The 16,140-nt window shown below is 42.7% G+C and carries 10 protein-coding genes; 9 read left to right on the top strand and 1 reads right to left on the bottom strand.

Features of this window, described 5'->3' with window-relative positions; all coding sequences use genetic code 11:
* The 7 genes from DBR11_RS02605 to DBR11_RS02575 form a co-directional block, all read left to right on the top strand.
* On the top strand, positions 1–1,807 hold a 1,807-nt coding region (locus tag DBR11_RS02605; protein ID WP_108550056.1), incomplete at its 5' end, for a glycoside hydrolase family 13 protein.
* A 10-nt stretch (positions 1,808–1,817) separates the two neighbouring features.
* Positions 1,818–2,492 (top strand): beta-phosphoglucomutase, encoded by a 675-nt coding sequence (gene pgmB, locus DBR11_RS02600; RefSeq protein ID WP_108550055.1) that lies wholly within the window; start codon positions 1,818–1,820, stop codon positions 2,490–2,492.
* Positions 2,493–2,526: 34 nt separating this feature from the next.
* Entirely contained in the window at positions 2,527–4,845 is a 2,319-nt protein-coding gene (locus DBR11_RS02595) for a glycoside hydrolase family 65 protein (protein ID WP_108550054.1), read from the top strand.
* A complete protein-coding gene (locus DBR11_RS02590) occupies positions 4,836–6,623 on the top strand; it encodes an alpha-amylase family glycosyl hydrolase (protein WP_108550053.1) in 1,788 nt (595 codons plus the stop codon). The genes DBR11_RS02595 and DBR11_RS02590 overlap by 10 nt, the downstream gene beginning before the upstream one ends.
* Before the next feature lie 9 nt (positions 6,624–6,632).
* A complete protein-coding gene (locus tag DBR11_RS02585; RefSeq protein WP_108550052.1) occupies positions 6,633–7,961 on the top strand; it encodes an MFS transporter in 1,329 nt (442 codons plus the stop codon).
* 4 nt (positions 7,962–7,965) lie between these two features.
* Complete coding sequence (locus DBR11_RS02580; RefSeq protein ID WP_108550051.1) at positions 7,966–9,843, top strand: alpha-amylase family glycosyl hydrolase; 1,878 nt, start codon at positions 7,966–7,968, stop codon at positions 9,841–9,843.
* Between the two features lie 31 nt (positions 9,844–9,874).
* Positions 9,875–10,837: an acetyl-CoA carboxylase carboxyltransferase subunit alpha gene (locus DBR11_RS02575; protein ID WP_108550050.1), complete on the top strand. Its 963-nt coding sequence runs from the start codon at positions 9,875–9,877 to the stop codon at positions 10,835–10,837.
* Between the two features lie 70 nt (positions 10,838–10,907).
* Here the strand turns inward: DBR11_RS02575 and DBR11_RS02570 are convergent, their stop codons facing one another.
* Positions 10,908–13,940, bottom strand: coding sequence for a DUF2723 domain-containing protein (locus DBR11_RS02570; protein ID WP_108550049.1), 3,033 nt, complete (start codon positions 13,938–13,940; stop codon positions 10,908–10,910).
* A 380-nt stretch (positions 13,941–14,320) separates the two neighbouring features.
* On the opposite strand from DBR11_RS02570, the gene DBR11_RS02560 reads away from it, so the two are divergent.
* Together DBR11_RS02560 and DBR11_RS02555 are read left to right on the top strand one after the other, a co-directional pair.
* On the top strand, positions 14,321–15,262 hold the full coding sequence (locus DBR11_RS02560) for a ribose-phosphate pyrophosphokinase (RefSeq protein WP_108550048.1): 942 nt from the start codon (positions 14,321–14,323) through the stop codon (positions 15,260–15,262).
* 51 nt (positions 15,263–15,313) lie between these two features.
* Positions 15,314–15,892, top strand: a complete 579-nt coding sequence (locus DBR11_RS02555) for a 50S ribosomal protein L25/general stress protein Ctc (protein ID WP_108550047.1) — start codon at positions 15,314–15,316, stop codon at positions 15,890–15,892.
* Positions 15,893–16,140 lie beyond the last annotated feature (248 nt).

Here is a 16,140-nt window from a genome sequence, read left to right as displayed (position 1 = left end):
GGCCCATGCCCAGAAGCTGGAGCGTATAGAACCGATGTTCTGGTGGGTTGGTATGAACAACCCTAAGCTTCAGCTGCTGGTTCATGGAGAGCAGATTGCTTCACTTGATGTGCAGCTGAATTATCCCGGTGTTAAACTGGCAGAAGTACATAAAGTAGAAAATCCAAACTACCTGTTCCTGGATCTGGAGATTAGCCCGGAAGCCAAAGCAGGTAAGTTTCCAATTGTATTTGTACAAAATGGAAAGAAAAAACAACAATATATCTATGAACTGAAGAACAGAAATCAAAGCACGGGAAGGATACAGGGCGTAACCAGTAAAGACCTGATCTACCTTTTGATGCCAGACCGTTTTGCCAATGGTGATCCTAAAAATGATGTGGTGAAAGGACTTCAGGAAACCACTCTTAACCGGGATTCCATGTATTACCGCCATGGCGGAGATATCCAGGGTGTGATTGATCACCTGGATTATTTAAAGAACCTGGGTGTAACCACCATCTGGATGACCCCGGAAATTGAAAATGACATGGCCAATGCTTCTTACCATGGTTATGCAGCAACAGATAACTACAAGATAGACCCCCGTTATGGCAGCAATGAGTTGTATAAAACTTATGTGGATAAAGCCCATGAAAAGGGATTAAAGGTCATCAAAGATATTGTACACAATCACATCGGAACAGGTCATTATCTGTTTAAGGACATGCCGATGAAAGATTGGGTAAACCAGTGGCCTGTTTATACGCAAACCAGCTATCGCGATCAGCCGGTAATGGATATCCATGCTTCTGAAGCCGACCGTAAAAAAATGCTGGATGGCTGGTTTGTACCTTCTATGCCTGATTTAAACCAGAGAAACCCTTATGTGCAGAATTACTTAAACCAGAACCACATCTGGTGGATTGAGTACGCTGGTATAGATGGTTTAAGGCTGGATACCTATCCTTATAATGATCCGGAATACATGGCAGACTGGGCACAAAAGTTAAAAGCAGAATTTCCTAACCTGTCTATTTTTGGAGAGACATTGGTGAACTCTGTAGCGAGCCAAGCCTTTTTTACCGGTGGTAACACGGTAAACCGGGGTTTCGATACCCATTTGCCGGGTATTACAGATGCTGTCGTTAAGGATGCAGTCTATGAAGCCTTAAATGGCAAATCCGGCTGGACCGATGGTATCTATCGTTTGTATGCCACACTTTCTCTGGACTTCCTGTACCAGGACCCAACGCGGAACGTTGTATTTATGGATAACCATGATATGAGCCGTTTTTACTCTATGGTAAATGAAGATTTCGATAAATACAAAGCTGGGTTAGCGTTGATCTTTACCATGCGTGGCATACCACAAGTGTATTATGGTACCGAGATCCTGATGAAAAATTATTCAAACCCGGACGGCTTGGTACGATCTGATTTTCCAGGTGGCTGGAAAGGGGATAAAACGAATAAATTTACGGCTGCGGGACGTACGGAGAAAGAAAACGAAGCTTTCAATTACTTCAGTAAACTGGCCAATTTTCGAAAAGGCAGTGAGGCATTGCAAACAGGAAAGATGATGCAGTATGTACCTGAGGATGGAATTTACGTTTACTTCAGGTACAGCGACCCGAACCAATCAGCAAAAACCGTTATGGTGATCATCAATACAGAAGATAAAGCAAAACAATTGAATACCGCGAGGTTCAGCGAGCGGATGAAGGGAGCTCATGCTGCCCTGAATATAGTGAGTGGAGAAAACATCAGTTCAATTCAAACCTTAACCATACCTGCTAAATCATCTCTGGTACTGGAATTACAATAAAAGCCCTGCAATGCAAAACAATTTACCTGAAAAACAAATCGCTTGCCTTTTTGATCTCGATGGTGTCTTAGTGGACACCGCGGTTTACCATTATAAAGCCTGGAAACAGCTGGCCAATACACTTGGCTTTGATTTCACAGAAGCACAAAATGAACACCTGAAAGGTGTCAATCGGATGCGTTCCCTGGATATGATCCTGGACTGGGGAGGTGTAGAGAAAACAGAAAAGGAAAAAGAAGTACTGGCTGCACAAAAGAACGAGTGGTATGTTGCTATGATTAATAAAATGACAGCAGCAGAGGTACTGCCGGGATCGATAGATCTGCTTGAAAATTTACGTGCCGAAGGGATTAAGATTGCACTGGGCTCTGCGAGTAAAAACTCTTCAACCATTCTGGAAAGAACACAGCTTACTCATTTTTTTGATGCCATTGTAGATGGAAATGTGGTTTCTAAATCTAAACCTGATCCTGAAGTTTTTATAAAGGGGGCAGAATTACTCGGAGTACCTGCAGAAAACTGTATTGTTTTTGAAGATGCACAGGCAGGTATAGATGCTGCCCTGGCTGGACATATGAAATCTGTAGGCGTTGGTGAGGAAGAGAACCTCAAAGGTGCAGACCTGTATGTTAAAAACCTTTCACAGATCAGTGTGAAAGAAATTATTTCCTTAGTAATAAGATAAGATCCTGTTCAGCAGGTTTAAATAAAGCATAAAGATGAAGAATTATATAAAGCCAGAAGAGTGGAACATCATAGAGGAAGGTTTTGATCCTCATTTAAATAAGATATCAGAAAGCATTTTTAGCATTGGCAATGGCCGTATGGGACAGCGGGCCAATTTTGAAGAGCAGTATAGTGGCGAGACTTTGCAAGGAAATTATGTTGCAGGGGTATATTATCCAGATAAAACACGTGTTGGCTGGTGGAAAAATGGTTATCCGGACTATTTTGCAAAAGTATTAAATGCTGCCAACTGGATAGGAATAAACGTTAATATAGATGGAGAAACTCTGGACTTGAACCTGTGTAAAGTAAGCGGCTTTAAACGTTTGCTAAACATGAAGGAGGGGTACCTGGAACGCTCTTTTACTGCCGAGCTGGCCACCGGGAAAAAACTGGAGATTCGCTCTACACGCTTTTGTAGTATTGCGGACGATGAAATTGCGGCCTTGCATTACCAGATCATTCCTTTGAACTTTGAAGGTATATTGAATATTATTTCTTTTACAGATGGAGATGTAAAAAACCAGGACTCCAATTATGAAGAGAAATTCTGGGACCTGGTGCATGGAACATATGAAGGTGATACTTCTTTCTTAACACTGCGTACTAAAAAGACAGCTTTCGAGGTATGTACAGCCGTACAAACTTCGGTCTTGAAAAATAACACCCAACTGCGCTTGAAAACAGGAGAGGCAGTGAATGATAAATACCTTTGTTACACGGTGAGTATTGAAGTAAAGGCACAGGACTGTGTTGACATCTATAAAATAGCGGCTAATCTGTCTTCGATGAACTATGCCAAAGAAGCCCTTCAGGCAGAGAGCGCAAAGGCGATTTCCAGGGCATCCCAAAAAGGTTTCCAACAGTTGCTTGCCGATCAGGCTTCGGCATGGGCAGCAAAATGGGAAGAAAGCGATATTCTGATTGAAGGTGATGTGGCTGCTCAACAGGCCATCCGGTTCAATATTTTCCAGCTCAACCAAACTTATACAGGTAAAGATGCCAGACTCAATATTGGGCCTAAAGGCTTTACGGGAGAGAAATACGGAGGTTCCACCTATTGGGACACAGAAGCCTATTGTATTCCTTTTTATCTTTCTACTGCACCGGCAGAGGTGGCTAAAAATCTCCTGGTCTATAGATATAAACATCTGGGCAAGGCCATTGAAAATGCAGAAAAGCTGGGCTTTAGCCATGGAGCGGCTTTGTATCCAATGGTAACCATGAATGGTGAGGAATGCCATAACGAATGGGAGATCACTTTTGAGGAGATCCACAGGAACGGGGCTATTGCATTTGCCATATTTAACTATGTGCGCCATACCGGCGATGAGACCTATCTGCAGGAATATGGACTGGAAGTACTGATCGGCATTGCCCGTTTCTGGAAGCAGAGGGTAAACTGGAGTGCGGATAAGAACAAGTATGTGATGCTTGGAGTAACCGGACCAAATGAATACGAAAACAACATCAATAACAATTGGTATACGAATACGCTGGCGGCATGGTGTTTAAATTATGCTATCGAAGCGGCAAAGATCGTGGAAACAATTTCGCCGGCAGATTACCAGCGGATTATAGCTAAAACCAGTTTGCAGCGGGAAGCTGAATTTGCAGACTGGAAGAAAGTAGCCGATCAGATGTATTTTCCATATGATGAAAAAGAAAAGGTTTTCCTGCAGCAGGATGGTTATATGGATAAAGAACAGATCCTGGTAAGCGAGTTGCCTGCAACAGAACGTCCGTTGAACCAGAAATGGAGCTGGGACAGGATACTCAGATCTGTCTTTATTAAACAGGCCGATGTATTACAAGGTATGTATTTCTTTGAAGACAATTATGATCTGGACACTTTGCGCAGGAATTTTAAATTCTATGAATCCAGAACCGTGCATGAGAGTTCTTTATCGCCATGTGTACACAGTATTCTGGCGGCGAAGTTAAACGATGAGGAAAAAGCCTATGAGTTTTACCTGCGTACGGCACGCCTGGATCTGGACGATTACAATAATGATACGGAGGATGGGTTACACATTACTTCTATGGCAGGTACATGGATGAGTATTGTGGAAGGTTTTGCAGGAATGCGAGTAAGAGACAATCAGCTTCGGTTCCACCCTTTTGTGCCCAAGCAATGGAAATCTTTTGCATTTACAGTAAATTTCCGCGGAACAACCTTAAAAGTGAATATCGAAGCCGGAAAGATCAGCATGACCAATACGACAGCAAAAACCATAGAAGTCATGGTGTTTGACCAGGTCTATGAGATTCCGCAGGGAGAGAAAACAATGACGTATGAATTATGCGTGTAATCCTTAAAAACTTAATTATAGTGATATTGGTTTTGTCTGGGACAGCAAGGACTTCCTTTGCACAAAAAACAGACAAGCCCGGAAATGTGCATATGGAGCAAAATAAAATAGTCATCTATCAATTGTTGCCGCGTTTGTTTGGTAATGCGGGTACAGCCAATGTTCCTTATGGAACAATTGAGCAAAACGGCAGTGGTAAATTTGATGACATTAATGATAAAGCTTTAACGGGAATCAAAGAACTGGGTGTAAATTACGTTTGGTATACAGGGGTGATTGCCCATGCCAGTTTGACGGATTACAGTGCTTTCGGTATCCAGCCTGATGATGCGGATGTCGTGAAAGGCCGTGCTGGTTCGCCTTATGCCATTCGGGATTATTATGATGTAGATCCTGATCTGGCCAGAGACGTTAAAAACCGGATGATAGAATTTGATGCTTTGGTGAAACGGACACATCGGCAGGGCTTAAAGGTGATCATTGATTTTGTACCTAATCACGTGGCGCGCCGCTACCATTCTAATGTTAAACCAACTGGAGCTATAGATTTTGGTGCTTACGATGATGTTAGAAAAGCTTTTAGTGCAGCCAATGATTTTTACTATATTCCTGGGCAACCTTTAGTGGTTCCGGCTTCGGCAGATACCATAACGACCGCATTAACTCCTTTGATGGACCATAAGTTTAAAGAAGACCCTGCGAAAGCGACGGGAAACAATGTGTTTTCTGCATCGCCGAAGGCAGATGACTGGTATGAAACCGTGAAATTGAATTACGGGGTAGATTATCAGGATGGAATGAAAACCTATTTTTCTCCCTTGCCACCGGTGTGGACAAAAATGAGGGCGATCCTCTTATATTGGGCGGCAAAAGGGGTGGATGGTTTCCGCTGTGATATGGCTGAAATGGTACCTGTAGCTTTCTGGAAATGGGTGATCCCTGAGGTAAAGAAAGCTTATCCTCAAATAGTGTTTATTGGGGAAGCTTATGATCCGAAAACCTATGAGACCTATTTTAATGAAGGAAAATTTGATTACCTGTATGATAAGGTGGGCTTATATGATGGATTAAAGAAACTGATCAGAAGTGAGTCTTCAGCCGACGTTTCTACAATTCCGGCGGCACGTAAATTAGGTGATGCGGCTTACGAAAACCGGATGCTTCGTTTCCTGGAAAACCATGATGAAGAACGGATCGCTTCGGCAGGTTTTGCCGGACAACCCGAATATGCCCTGCCTGCAATGGTGGTTTCTGCTACTTTAAGCGGAGGACCAGTGATGCTCTATTTTGGGCAGGAGGTTGGAGAACCCGGAAAAGGTAAAGAGGGTTTTGGCGGAGATGATAACCGGACAACGATTTTTGATTACTGGGGTGTACCGGAACACCAGAAGTGGATGAACCATGGGGCGTTTGATGGCGCTTTACTGAATGCAGAACAGGTACAGCTGCGGGCGTTTTACCAGAAATTGATGCAGATCAGTACCGGTTCAGAAGCCATATCCAAGGGAGGTTTTTACGAAGTCCAGCTCAGCGGAAATGGAAATAACAGAATGTATGGGTATATTCGGTATACCGATAAACAGCGTTTACTGATCCTGGTTAATTTTGACAGAGCGCAAAGTCTGGAAATGCGTATTGATATCCCGCAGGATATATTGAATAAAAAGCCTGTTTTAACAGCAACAGACTTGCTCAGCGGCCAGAATGTTGCGCCTGTATCTGGAAACTCGATCCAGGTTAAATTGGGGCCGGTATCTGCACAGATTATAGAATTTTAAACCATAGAAATGAACATAAAAACCATCACCGAAAATCCAAAACTGAGCCTGGTACAGATTGTAAATATGAGTATTGGATTCTTCGGTATTCAGTTTGGCTGGGACTTGCAGCGGGCCAATATGGGGCGGATTTACGAAAATCTGGGCGCTAACCCGGATCAGGTACCTTTGTTGTTCCTTGCAGCACCGCTAACGGGTCTGCTGGTACAGCCGGTGATTGGTTATTTAAGTGACAGGACCTGGCACCCCAGATGGGGAAGAAGACGTCCTTATTTTATGGTAGGGGCAATTATCAGTTCCATTGCCCTGGTGTTCATGCCACACAGCAGCGCCTTATGGATGGCTGCAGGATTGCTTTGGATCCTGGATGTAGCAGGAAATGTAGCCATGGAGCCTTTCCGCGCCTTTGTAACGGATAAACTTCCAGATTCGCAGGTGAACAGAGGTTTTATTATGCAGAGCATGATGATTGGGCTAGGCGGCAGTATTGCTTCGGCATTGCCCTGGCTCATGAATAACCTATTCCATCTCACCAATACCGCTGCACAGGGCAGCATCCCTGAAAATGTCAGGTTCTCTTTTTACATCGGTGCTTTCTTTTTTCTTGCTTCAGTACTGTATACGGTGTTTACCACTAAGGAATATCCACCTGCAGACGTAGATTATAAAGAGAAAGTATTGGAAAGCAACAAGGGCTTTGGTGCTGGTGCAAGAGACATCTGGCATTCCTTATTAAATATGCCAAAGCGGATGCAGATTGTGTCGCTGGTACAGTTCTTTACCTGGCCAGGCTTGTTTCTGATGTGGTTTTATTATACCACGGCGGTTGCGGTCAATGTGTTTGGCGGAAAAGATGCAAGTGACCCGGTTTATGCGCATGGTGCAGATTTTGGGAGCCTGACACTGGCTTATTATAGTGTGGTTACCTTCCTGTTTGCCCTGGTTTTGCCGAAAATCGCCGATAAACTCGGACGGAAAACCACACATGCCCTTTGCCTCCTGTGTGGAGCGATGGGTTTGATTAGTGTGGCCTGGGTACATGATAAAAATATGCTGTACTTGTGTATGACTGGTGTTGGTATTGCCTGGGCAAGTATCTTGTCTATGCCTTATGCTATGCTCAGCGGATCGCTGCCAAAAAACAAGATTGGGATCTATATGGGGATCTTCAATTTCTTTATTGTATTACCGGAGATCATAGCTTCCCTGGGATTTGGTTGGCTGATGCGTGAGGTACTGCACAATGATCGTCTTTTGGCGGTACAAATAGGTGGGGTGCTGATGATTGTTGCTGCTGTGATCTGTTATGTTTTTGTAAGAGAAAAACCTAAACTATAATCTGATGAAAACAACTTTGTTTATGGTACTGATTTTATCGGTATTGGCCTTGGCATGCAAAAAAAGTAACCCGGGTACAGATCCGGTTACACCAGTAGATACCGGGCTTCCTTCGGCTGCAAAAGATGGTGTAGCTTTTATTAATAATGGCAAGTCGGCGATTGTAACCCTTTATGCCCCGCTTAAAAAGTCTGTGTCTTTGATTGGTGATTTTAACAACTGGCAGGGCACAGCCATGAAGAATACCGCTGATGGCAATACTTGGTGGGTACAGATAGACGGACTAGACCCTAATACAGAATATGCCTACCAGTTCCTGGTAGATGGAACTTTAAAAGTGGCAGATCCTTATTGCCAGAAGGTATTGGATCCGGATAATGATAGTTATATAGACAGTAAGACCTATCCTGGTTTAAGAGCGTATCCGGTAGGTAAAACAACTGGTATTGTGAGTGTCATGCAGGGCAATCCGCCGGTGTATACCTGGAAAAATACAACGGGTTTTACACGGCCCGCAAAAGATAACCTGGTGGTGTATGAATTACTGGTGCGGGATTTTACAGCAGATCATAATTATACTTCTACTTTGCAAAAACTGGATTACCTGGCTTCCCTGGGTATCAATGCGATAGAACTCATGCCGGTGAATGAATTTGAGGGAAACCTGAGCTGGGGTTATAACCCTTCGTTCTATTTTGCACCAGATAAGTATTACGGTACTAAAACAGCCTTGCAGAATTTTATAGATGAATGCCATGGACGTGGTATTGCCGTAATTCTGGATATGGTTTTGAACCATTCTTTCGGGCAGTCCCCAATGGTACAGCTGTATTTTGAAAATGGTAAACCTGCGGCCAATAGCCCCTGGTTCAATGTTGATGCCACTCATCCTTATAATGTGGGCTTTGATTTTAATCATGAGAAAGCCGCAACTAAAATTTTTGTAAAAAATGTGGTGAAATTCTGGATGCAGGAGTATAAAATTGATGGTTTCAGGTTTGATCTGTCCAAAGGTTTTACGCAGAAAATCTCTACAGATGATGCTTCCTTTAGTGCTTATGATGCGAGCCGGATTGCGATTTGGAAAGAGTACAATAATTATATAAAAAGTATAGATCCAAACAATTTCTATGTGATCCTGGAACACTTTGCTGATGCGTCTGAAGAGACCGTTTTGGCAGGCGAGGGGATGATGCTCTGGAATAACCTCAATTATAATGTTAATGAAGCCACAATGGGCTGGTTGGGCAACTCTGATTTTTCCTGGGCTTTTTTCGCAAAGCATGGTTTTGCGAAGTCAGAAAACCTGGTCAACTTTATAGAAAGCCATGATGAGGAACGCACCATGTTTAAAAACATTGCCTATGGAAATGCTTCGGGGAGCTATAATGTGCAGGATCTGGGTACGGCTTTAAAAAGGGAGGAAATGGCTGCGGCATTCTTGTTCTCGGTACCGGGGCCAAAAATGATCTGGCAATTTGAAGAATTGGGCTATGATATTTCTATAGATTTCAATGGCCGTACGGGAAATAAGCCTATTCATTGGGAGTATGCGGATGATCCAAAGCGCAAGGCTTTATATAATGCATATGCTGCATTCATTGGACTGAAAAAGAAGAACAGTATTTTCAGTTCGCCCAATGCCAGCTATAATTTATCTGGGGCTGTAAAGTATATTAAATTGACAGATGCGACCAATACTGTAGTGGTGGTGGGTAACTTTGATGTGGTGGCCCAGGCGGCTAGTGTGGATCTGGGAACTTCTGGAAACTGGTATGAAGCAGGCAACAGCAGTCCGGTCAATTTCGGCAGTAGTACTTATACAAAAACACTCGCTCCCGGAGAGTATCATATTTTTAGTAAAAGTGCTTTGAGTAATTAAGGATTTTTTTCTCTATTTTTACCGCCCACTTATGGAACAGATAAAAACGTCATTTGATTTTGAAAAACCTATTGCTGAACTGCTTCAGCAAATTGAGAAGGTAAAACAGGTTGCTGATAAAACCAAAGTAGATATGTCTGCTACCTTAACAGAACTTGAAGGAAAGCTGGCGGAAACCAGGGAAGCGACTTACCGCAACCTGACCGGCTGGCAGGAAGTTCAATTGTCCCGTCATGCAGAAAGGCCTCAGACGCTGGACTACATCGGAATGATCTGTGATGATTTCATCGAACTTCACGGAGACAGGACCGTTAAAGATGATAAAGCTATTATTGGTGGCTTTGCGACCATTAACGGACAAACCGTGATGATCATTGGTCATCAGAAAGGAAAGAACACCAAGGAACGTCAATACCGTAATTTTGGAATGGCGAATCCTGAAGGATACAGAAAAGCATTGCGTCTGATGAAACTTGCAGAAAAGTTCAACAAGCCAGTAATTTCCTTTATTGATACGATGGGTGCTTATCCTGGTCTTGAAGCTGAAGAGCGCGGACAAGGGGAGGCTATTGCAAGAAACCTGCTGGAGATGTCTGTGCTTCGTGTGCCGATCATTTGCTTTATTGTAGGTGAAGGTGCATCTGGAGGTGCCCTGGGTATTGGGATTGGAGACCGGGTATATATGCTGGAGCATACCTGGTATTCGGTCATCTCTCCTGAATCTTGTTCATCTATCCTTTGGAGAAGCTGGGATTACAAAGAGCGCGCAGCAGAATGCTTAAAGCTGACTTCTTCCGATATGTACAGCAATAAGCTGATTGATGGTATTGTTAAAGAACCATTGGGTGGTGCACACCAGGATCCGGAACAGATGGGGGTAACCCTTAAAGAACAGATCTTAAAAGATCTGAAAGAACTGGGTAAGAAAAATACAGATAAACTGATTACAGAAAGAATTGATAAGTTCTGCGCAATGGGCGTAGTTACCGAATAAAAAATACGAATACAAAAAGAAAGGGCTGCAATTATTATTGCAGCCCTTTCTTTTTTAAAGCCCCCGGGGCTTAGTTGCCCTGGGGAAAGAATGGTCCAAATCTGGATTCCAGTGCACTGAATTGGTTCTTCAGGTTCTGACTCAGTTTAGTTTGTTTATGCTGTTCGGCAGTATGTGCCATTTGATTCAGGAAAGACATGCCTAACTGTACGTTCTGGCCTCCAACAAACCTGTTTTTGCTTTCAGATACATCTGCAAGATAGGTGAGTTCTTTTTGAATATAGGTTGCCGATTTTTCTATCAGGGCGTTTGCTCTTGCAGTCTCACCTAGTATATACAGGTTCTCTGCCATAAAATAAGTGCCCATCATAGAACGCATGCCATAGAATTTATCAGGCATCACCTGGTAATATTTTTCCACGATCTTTTTAGCCTCGTCAATCTTACCTTCTTTGATCAGGCTGGATACAGAAGTATTGAACAGATTCGCGAAGATGGATACGTCATCGGAAGATTGCTGATCCAGGTAGGTTGCGGTTTTAATATTACCCCACTTGAATTTGTTCATGATGTTGTTGTACAATACTGGTGTGTTGACTAGATCTTGTCTGCTGGAAGCTGCACTGTCTGCTTTCAGAGGTAATAGACGCATAGCCAATCCTTCTGTATATAAATAATTGTCTAAACCATTGAACTGCTCGGAAGGCACGGTACTTGCAAAATAGATAGGTCTTTTCCATTGGTTGTGTGCCAGGATATCAAACATAGCCAGTGTACCTTTGGTTACATAGCCTTTGTTGTATTTCCATTCCAGGGCGGGTACAATTTTGCCTGCGTCTGCCGCATTTACCGTACCGGTACTGATCACCTCTGCAGGGTTTACCGTTAATTTGAAGTTTTTGGTTGGGATGAAGTTTTCTTTTGTTCCGTTTTGAAGAGGAACTTTGTCTTCATCATTATCAGATAACAAAATGTCTACGATGTCTTTTAGTTCAACAGGACCTGCAATATTAGCGTCCTGATAATACATCACATCTCTTACACCCTGAACATACTGAGATTCTTTCATCGTGATCGGAAGTGGTGCAGATTCATTTTGCTTGCGTCTCATACCATTGATGTACCAGTCTGTATCAAATAAGCTCAGGTTCACCAGGCGGATGTCCGGCCGGATGTTTTCTACTTCCTGTGCATACCATAATGGATAGGTGTCATTATCACCATAGGTAAACAGGATGGCATTTGGTGCGCAGGATTGCAGGTAATCTACAGCAATATCATGAGCCACCATTTTAGTAGAACGGTTGTGGTCATCCCATCCCTGTTCGGCCATAATTACCGGGGCACAAAGTAATCCAATTGCTGTGGCAGCAATAGCACCGTTTTTGGGTGTAATCTTTTTAAACAGCCAGTCTTGCAGGGCCGGTACACCAAGCCCGATCCAGATGGCAAAGGCATAGAAGGAACCGGCATAGGCATAATCCCTTTCCCTCGGCTCGAGTGGCTTCTGATTTAAATATAATACGATGGCAATACCGGTAAAGAAGAAGAGTAAACCTACGATACCTGCATCTTTCTGATTGCGTTTAAAATGCCATACGGCGCCAATCAGTCCCAGAATTAAAGGCAGGAAGAAGAACCTGTTATAGGCATTGCTGTCCACTATAGAAGGGGGAAGGTGGCTCTGGTTGCCCAGCATAATGGCATCGATTGGTTTAATACCGCTCAACCATTGTCCTTCATATAAGCTTCCCTGTCCCTGGTCGTCATTCTGACGGCCTACAAAATTCCACATAAAGTAACGCATATACATGTTACCGATCTGGTATTTGAAGAGGAAGCCAATGTTGTCAAATAAACTTGGAAAATGGGTGTCGTCAAATCCCATCATATCTTTATAGTAAGCAACGTGTCTGTCGTCGTCACTGTACATCCTTGGGAAAGGCGTTACTCTGTCATATTCATAGTCAGTTTTCTTTCCGGCTACTTCATATTTGTTTGTACCTTTTCTATACAGGGTTTTTCCTTCTGTCAGGTTTACTTTCTGTGAATTGTAGTTTGGACCAAAAAGTAAAGGACGGTCTCCATATTGTTCCCTGTTCAAATAGCCCAGGAAAGAAAAGGCATTGTCTGGATCACTGTTGTTCAGGTTCACATTGGCTTTTGCCCGGATGATGATCATGGCAAAGGAACCATATCCGAAAATGATCAGTGCAGTGGAAAGCAGGGCCAGGTTTAATACTTTTTTCTGGTGTTTAATAGAATAACGGATACCTAGCACCAAACCTCCGATAAGGAGTATGGCAAAGAAAAGGACTCCCGATCCGAAACCCAGACCTAAAGTGTTGACAAAGAAAAGGTCGAAGTAAGCACCAAATGATACAACATATTGTATGATACCATATTGTACAAAAGCCAGGATCAGAATTCCAACAAAGAAAGTTTTAAGTATACCTATATTGGTTGGCTTTGGTGTTTTCTTGAAATAATATACAAAGGCCATCGCTGGGATGGTTAGTAAGTTTAAAAGGTGGATACCAATGGAAAGGCCCATGATATAGGCAATGAACAGGAGCCATCTGTCTGCTCTTGGCTCATCTGCATGTGCTTCCCATTTCAGGATACCCCAGAATACGATAGCTGTAAACAGGGAAGATAAGGCATATACCTCGGATTCTACTGCTGAAAACCAGAAACTGTCTGTATAGGTGTAAGCCAGGGCCCCAACTACACCAGATCCCATAATGGCAATCAGTTTTGAAGAGGTGAGTTCTTCACCAGGTTTAAGTACCAGCTTTTTGGCCAATGCTGTAATGGTCCAGAACAGGAACAGGATGGTGGCACCGCTGGCAACAGCAGAACCTACGTTCATGAAATAAGCGATTTTGGTTAGATCACCCGCTGCAAATAAAGAGAAGAAGCGCTGGATCATTAAAAATAAAGGTGCGCCGGGTTGGTGTACCACCTGCATTTTTAATGCAGAGGCTATAAACTCGCCGCAATCCCAAAAACTTACAGATGGCTCCAGGGTTAAAATATAAGATACTGTGGCAACCAGAAAACAGAACCAGCCTGTAAGGTTATTAATTTTTGAATAATTCATTTTATTTGAATAGATAATTGTGGGCTATAAAAATGCTGCCGAAAATAAAGAATAAGATTGATAATCGTACAATGATAGGACGAGTTTAACAAAAATTAACCAGAGTCCCAAAATGTAAATCATTTGAAAAGAGGGCAAAGAAGAAAAAAATAGATTTTTTTTCAGTTTGTGTTTGCAAGTTTGAAAAATGTGCGTAGATTTGCATTCCATTTCGAAGCAAGCCTTTTAAATGGAAGATTGTCCGATAGTATAAGGGTAGTACAACGGTTTTTGGTACCGTTTGTCTTGGTTCGAATCCAGGTCGGACAACAAAACAATATTCGGATTGTGACTAAAACCGCAATCCGATTTTTTTTAACCAGCATTGATACCGATCAATCATGCCATTGCAATTTAACCCAGTTAAACTTTTTGCCGGAACGGGCACAAAGGAATTAGCACTAAAAATTGCCGAGTCTTACGGCAAGCCCCTAGGTGACGTCACGTTAAACAGGTTCAGTGATGGCGAATTTCAACCTTCTTACGACGAAACTGTCCGCGGTTGTGATGTTTTCCTTATCGCTTCGACTTATCAGCCTAATGATAATTTAATGGAACTTTTACTGATGATTGATGCAGCGAAGCGTGCTTCTGCCCATTATATCACTGCAGTTGTTCCTTATTATGGTTTGGCCAGACAGGACAGAAAAGACAAGCCGCGGGTGGCTATTGGTGCAAAATTAGTGGCTAACCTGTTAAAATCAGCAGGAATTCACCGCATCATGACCATGGATCTTCATGCTGCCCAGATTCAGGGCTTCTTTGATATCCCGGTAGACCACTTGGATGGATCTGTGATTTTTGTTCCTTATATTAAAAGTCTTGGACTGGAGAATCTAACGATTGCTTCACCGGATATGGGTGGTTCTTATCGTGCACGTACCTTTGCCAAGTTCTTTAATGCGGAGGTTGTGATTTGTGACAAGCGTCGTAAAAGAGCAAATGAGATTGAATCCATGTCTATCATTGGTGATGTAAAGGACCAGGATATTGTTTTAATTGATGACATCTGTGATACTGCAGGTACTTTATCCAAAGCTGCGGCTTTAATTATGGAGAAAGGTGCAAAAAGTGTAAGAGCAGTTTGTACACATCCGGTTTTGTCTGGTAAAGCGATAGAGACCGTTGAAAATTCTATGCTGGCCGAACTGATCGTTACGGATACAATCCCGTTGAAAAGACCAAGTGAGAAAATTAAGGTACTGAGTACGGCTGAATTATTTGCGAAGGCAATTGCCAATGTGAATGAGCACGGTTCGATCAGTGACTTATTTAAAGTTTAATACAATTAAAGGCCCGTAAGGGTTGATTACTAATAAATAAATATATAAAAGATGAAAACAATCGCAATTAGCGGTTCTCCAAGAGAGAACGTAGGGAAACGCGATGCTAAGGAGCTTCGTTACGAAGGTAAGGTTCCTGCAGTATTGTATGGTGGTAAAGAACAATCACACTTTGCTGTGGTAACTACAGAGTTAAAGGATGCTATTTATACGCCTGAGGCTAACTTTGTATCGATCGATATCAACGGTAAAAAAACCAACGCTATCATCAAAGAATTACAATTTCACCCGGTTACTGACCAATTGTTACACGTAGATTTTCTTCAGTTATTTGATGACAAAGAGATCTTAATGGAAATCCCTGTTAAATTAACCGGTACTTCTCCAGGTGTTAAAATGGGTGGTAAATTGGTTCAGAAATTACGTAAACTTCGTGTTAGATCTTTGCCTAAAGACATGCCTCAGTCTGTTGAGGTAAGCATTGCTAAATTAGAAGTTGGTAACTTGTTCCGCGTACGTGACCTTGAAAAAGGCGCTTACACAGTAACTAACACTCCAGAAGATACAATCGTTTCTGTTGGAATGTCAAGAGCATTGAAACAAGCAGAACAGCAAGCAGGTAAAAAATAGTCCTGAGCTTTCAGCATGGAAAAGCAGCATCGTTAATTCGGTGTTGCTTTTTTTGTGTGGAAAAGTTTGGAAAAGAGGGTGGAATGTGGTGGCAAATCGTATGAAAAAAGATCTTGTACTTTCGGGGGCTGGACTCCTTGCCTCGCTGCGCTCTTGTGGCAAGGCGCCCTGAGGCCCCCGAAAGTACAAGATCTTTTTTTTTGGGCGCTTAGCTGGGAGGAGAGTCCGGGCATGGCGCAGACTTGTAA

This window comes from Pedobacter sp. HMWF019 (genome assembly GCF_003061025.1).
Classification (GTDB): Bacteria; Bacteroidota; Bacteroidia; order Sphingobacteriales; family Sphingobacteriaceae; genus Pedobacter.
Note: the sequence above shows the minus strand (reverse complement) of the source record. Positions and strands in the feature narration are given on the sequence as shown.

What these genes read in the sequence shown, in the direction of transcription:
- pgmB (WP_108550055.1), top strand. Translation starts at nt 1,818, where the DNA reads ATGCAAAACAATTTACCTGAAAAACAAATCGCTTGCCTTTTTGATCTC.
- DBR11_RS02595 (WP_108550054.1), top strand. Translation starts at nt 2,527, where the DNA reads ATGAAGAATTATATAAAGCCAGAAGAGTGGAACATCATAGAGGAAGGT.
- DBR11_RS02590 (WP_108550053.1), top strand. Translation starts at nt 4,836, where the DNA reads ATGCGTGTAATCCTTAAAAACTTAATTATAGTGATATTGGTTTTGTCT.
- DBR11_RS02585 (WP_108550052.1), top strand. Translation starts at nt 6,633, where the DNA reads ATGAACATAAAAACCATCACCGAAAATCCAAAACTGAGCCTGGTACAG.
- DBR11_RS02580 (WP_108550051.1), top strand. Translation starts at nt 7,966, where the DNA reads ATGAAAACAACTTTGTTTATGGTACTGATTTTATCGGTATTGGCCTTG.
- DBR11_RS02575 (WP_108550050.1), top strand. Translation starts at nt 9,875, where the DNA reads ATGGAACAGATAAAAACGTCATTTGATTTTGAAAAACCTATTGCTGAA.
- DBR11_RS02570 (WP_108550049.1), bottom strand. Translation starts at nt 13,940, where the DNA reads ATGAATTATTCAAAAATTAATAACCTTACAGGCTGGTTCTGTTTTCTG.
- DBR11_RS02560 (WP_108550048.1), top strand. Translation starts at nt 14,321, where the DNA reads ATGCCATTGCAATTTAACCCAGTTAAACTTTTTGCCGGAACGGGCACA.
- DBR11_RS02555 (WP_108550047.1), top strand. Translation starts at nt 15,314, where the DNA reads ATGAAAACAATCGCAATTAGCGGTTCTCCAAGAGAGAACGTAGGGAAA.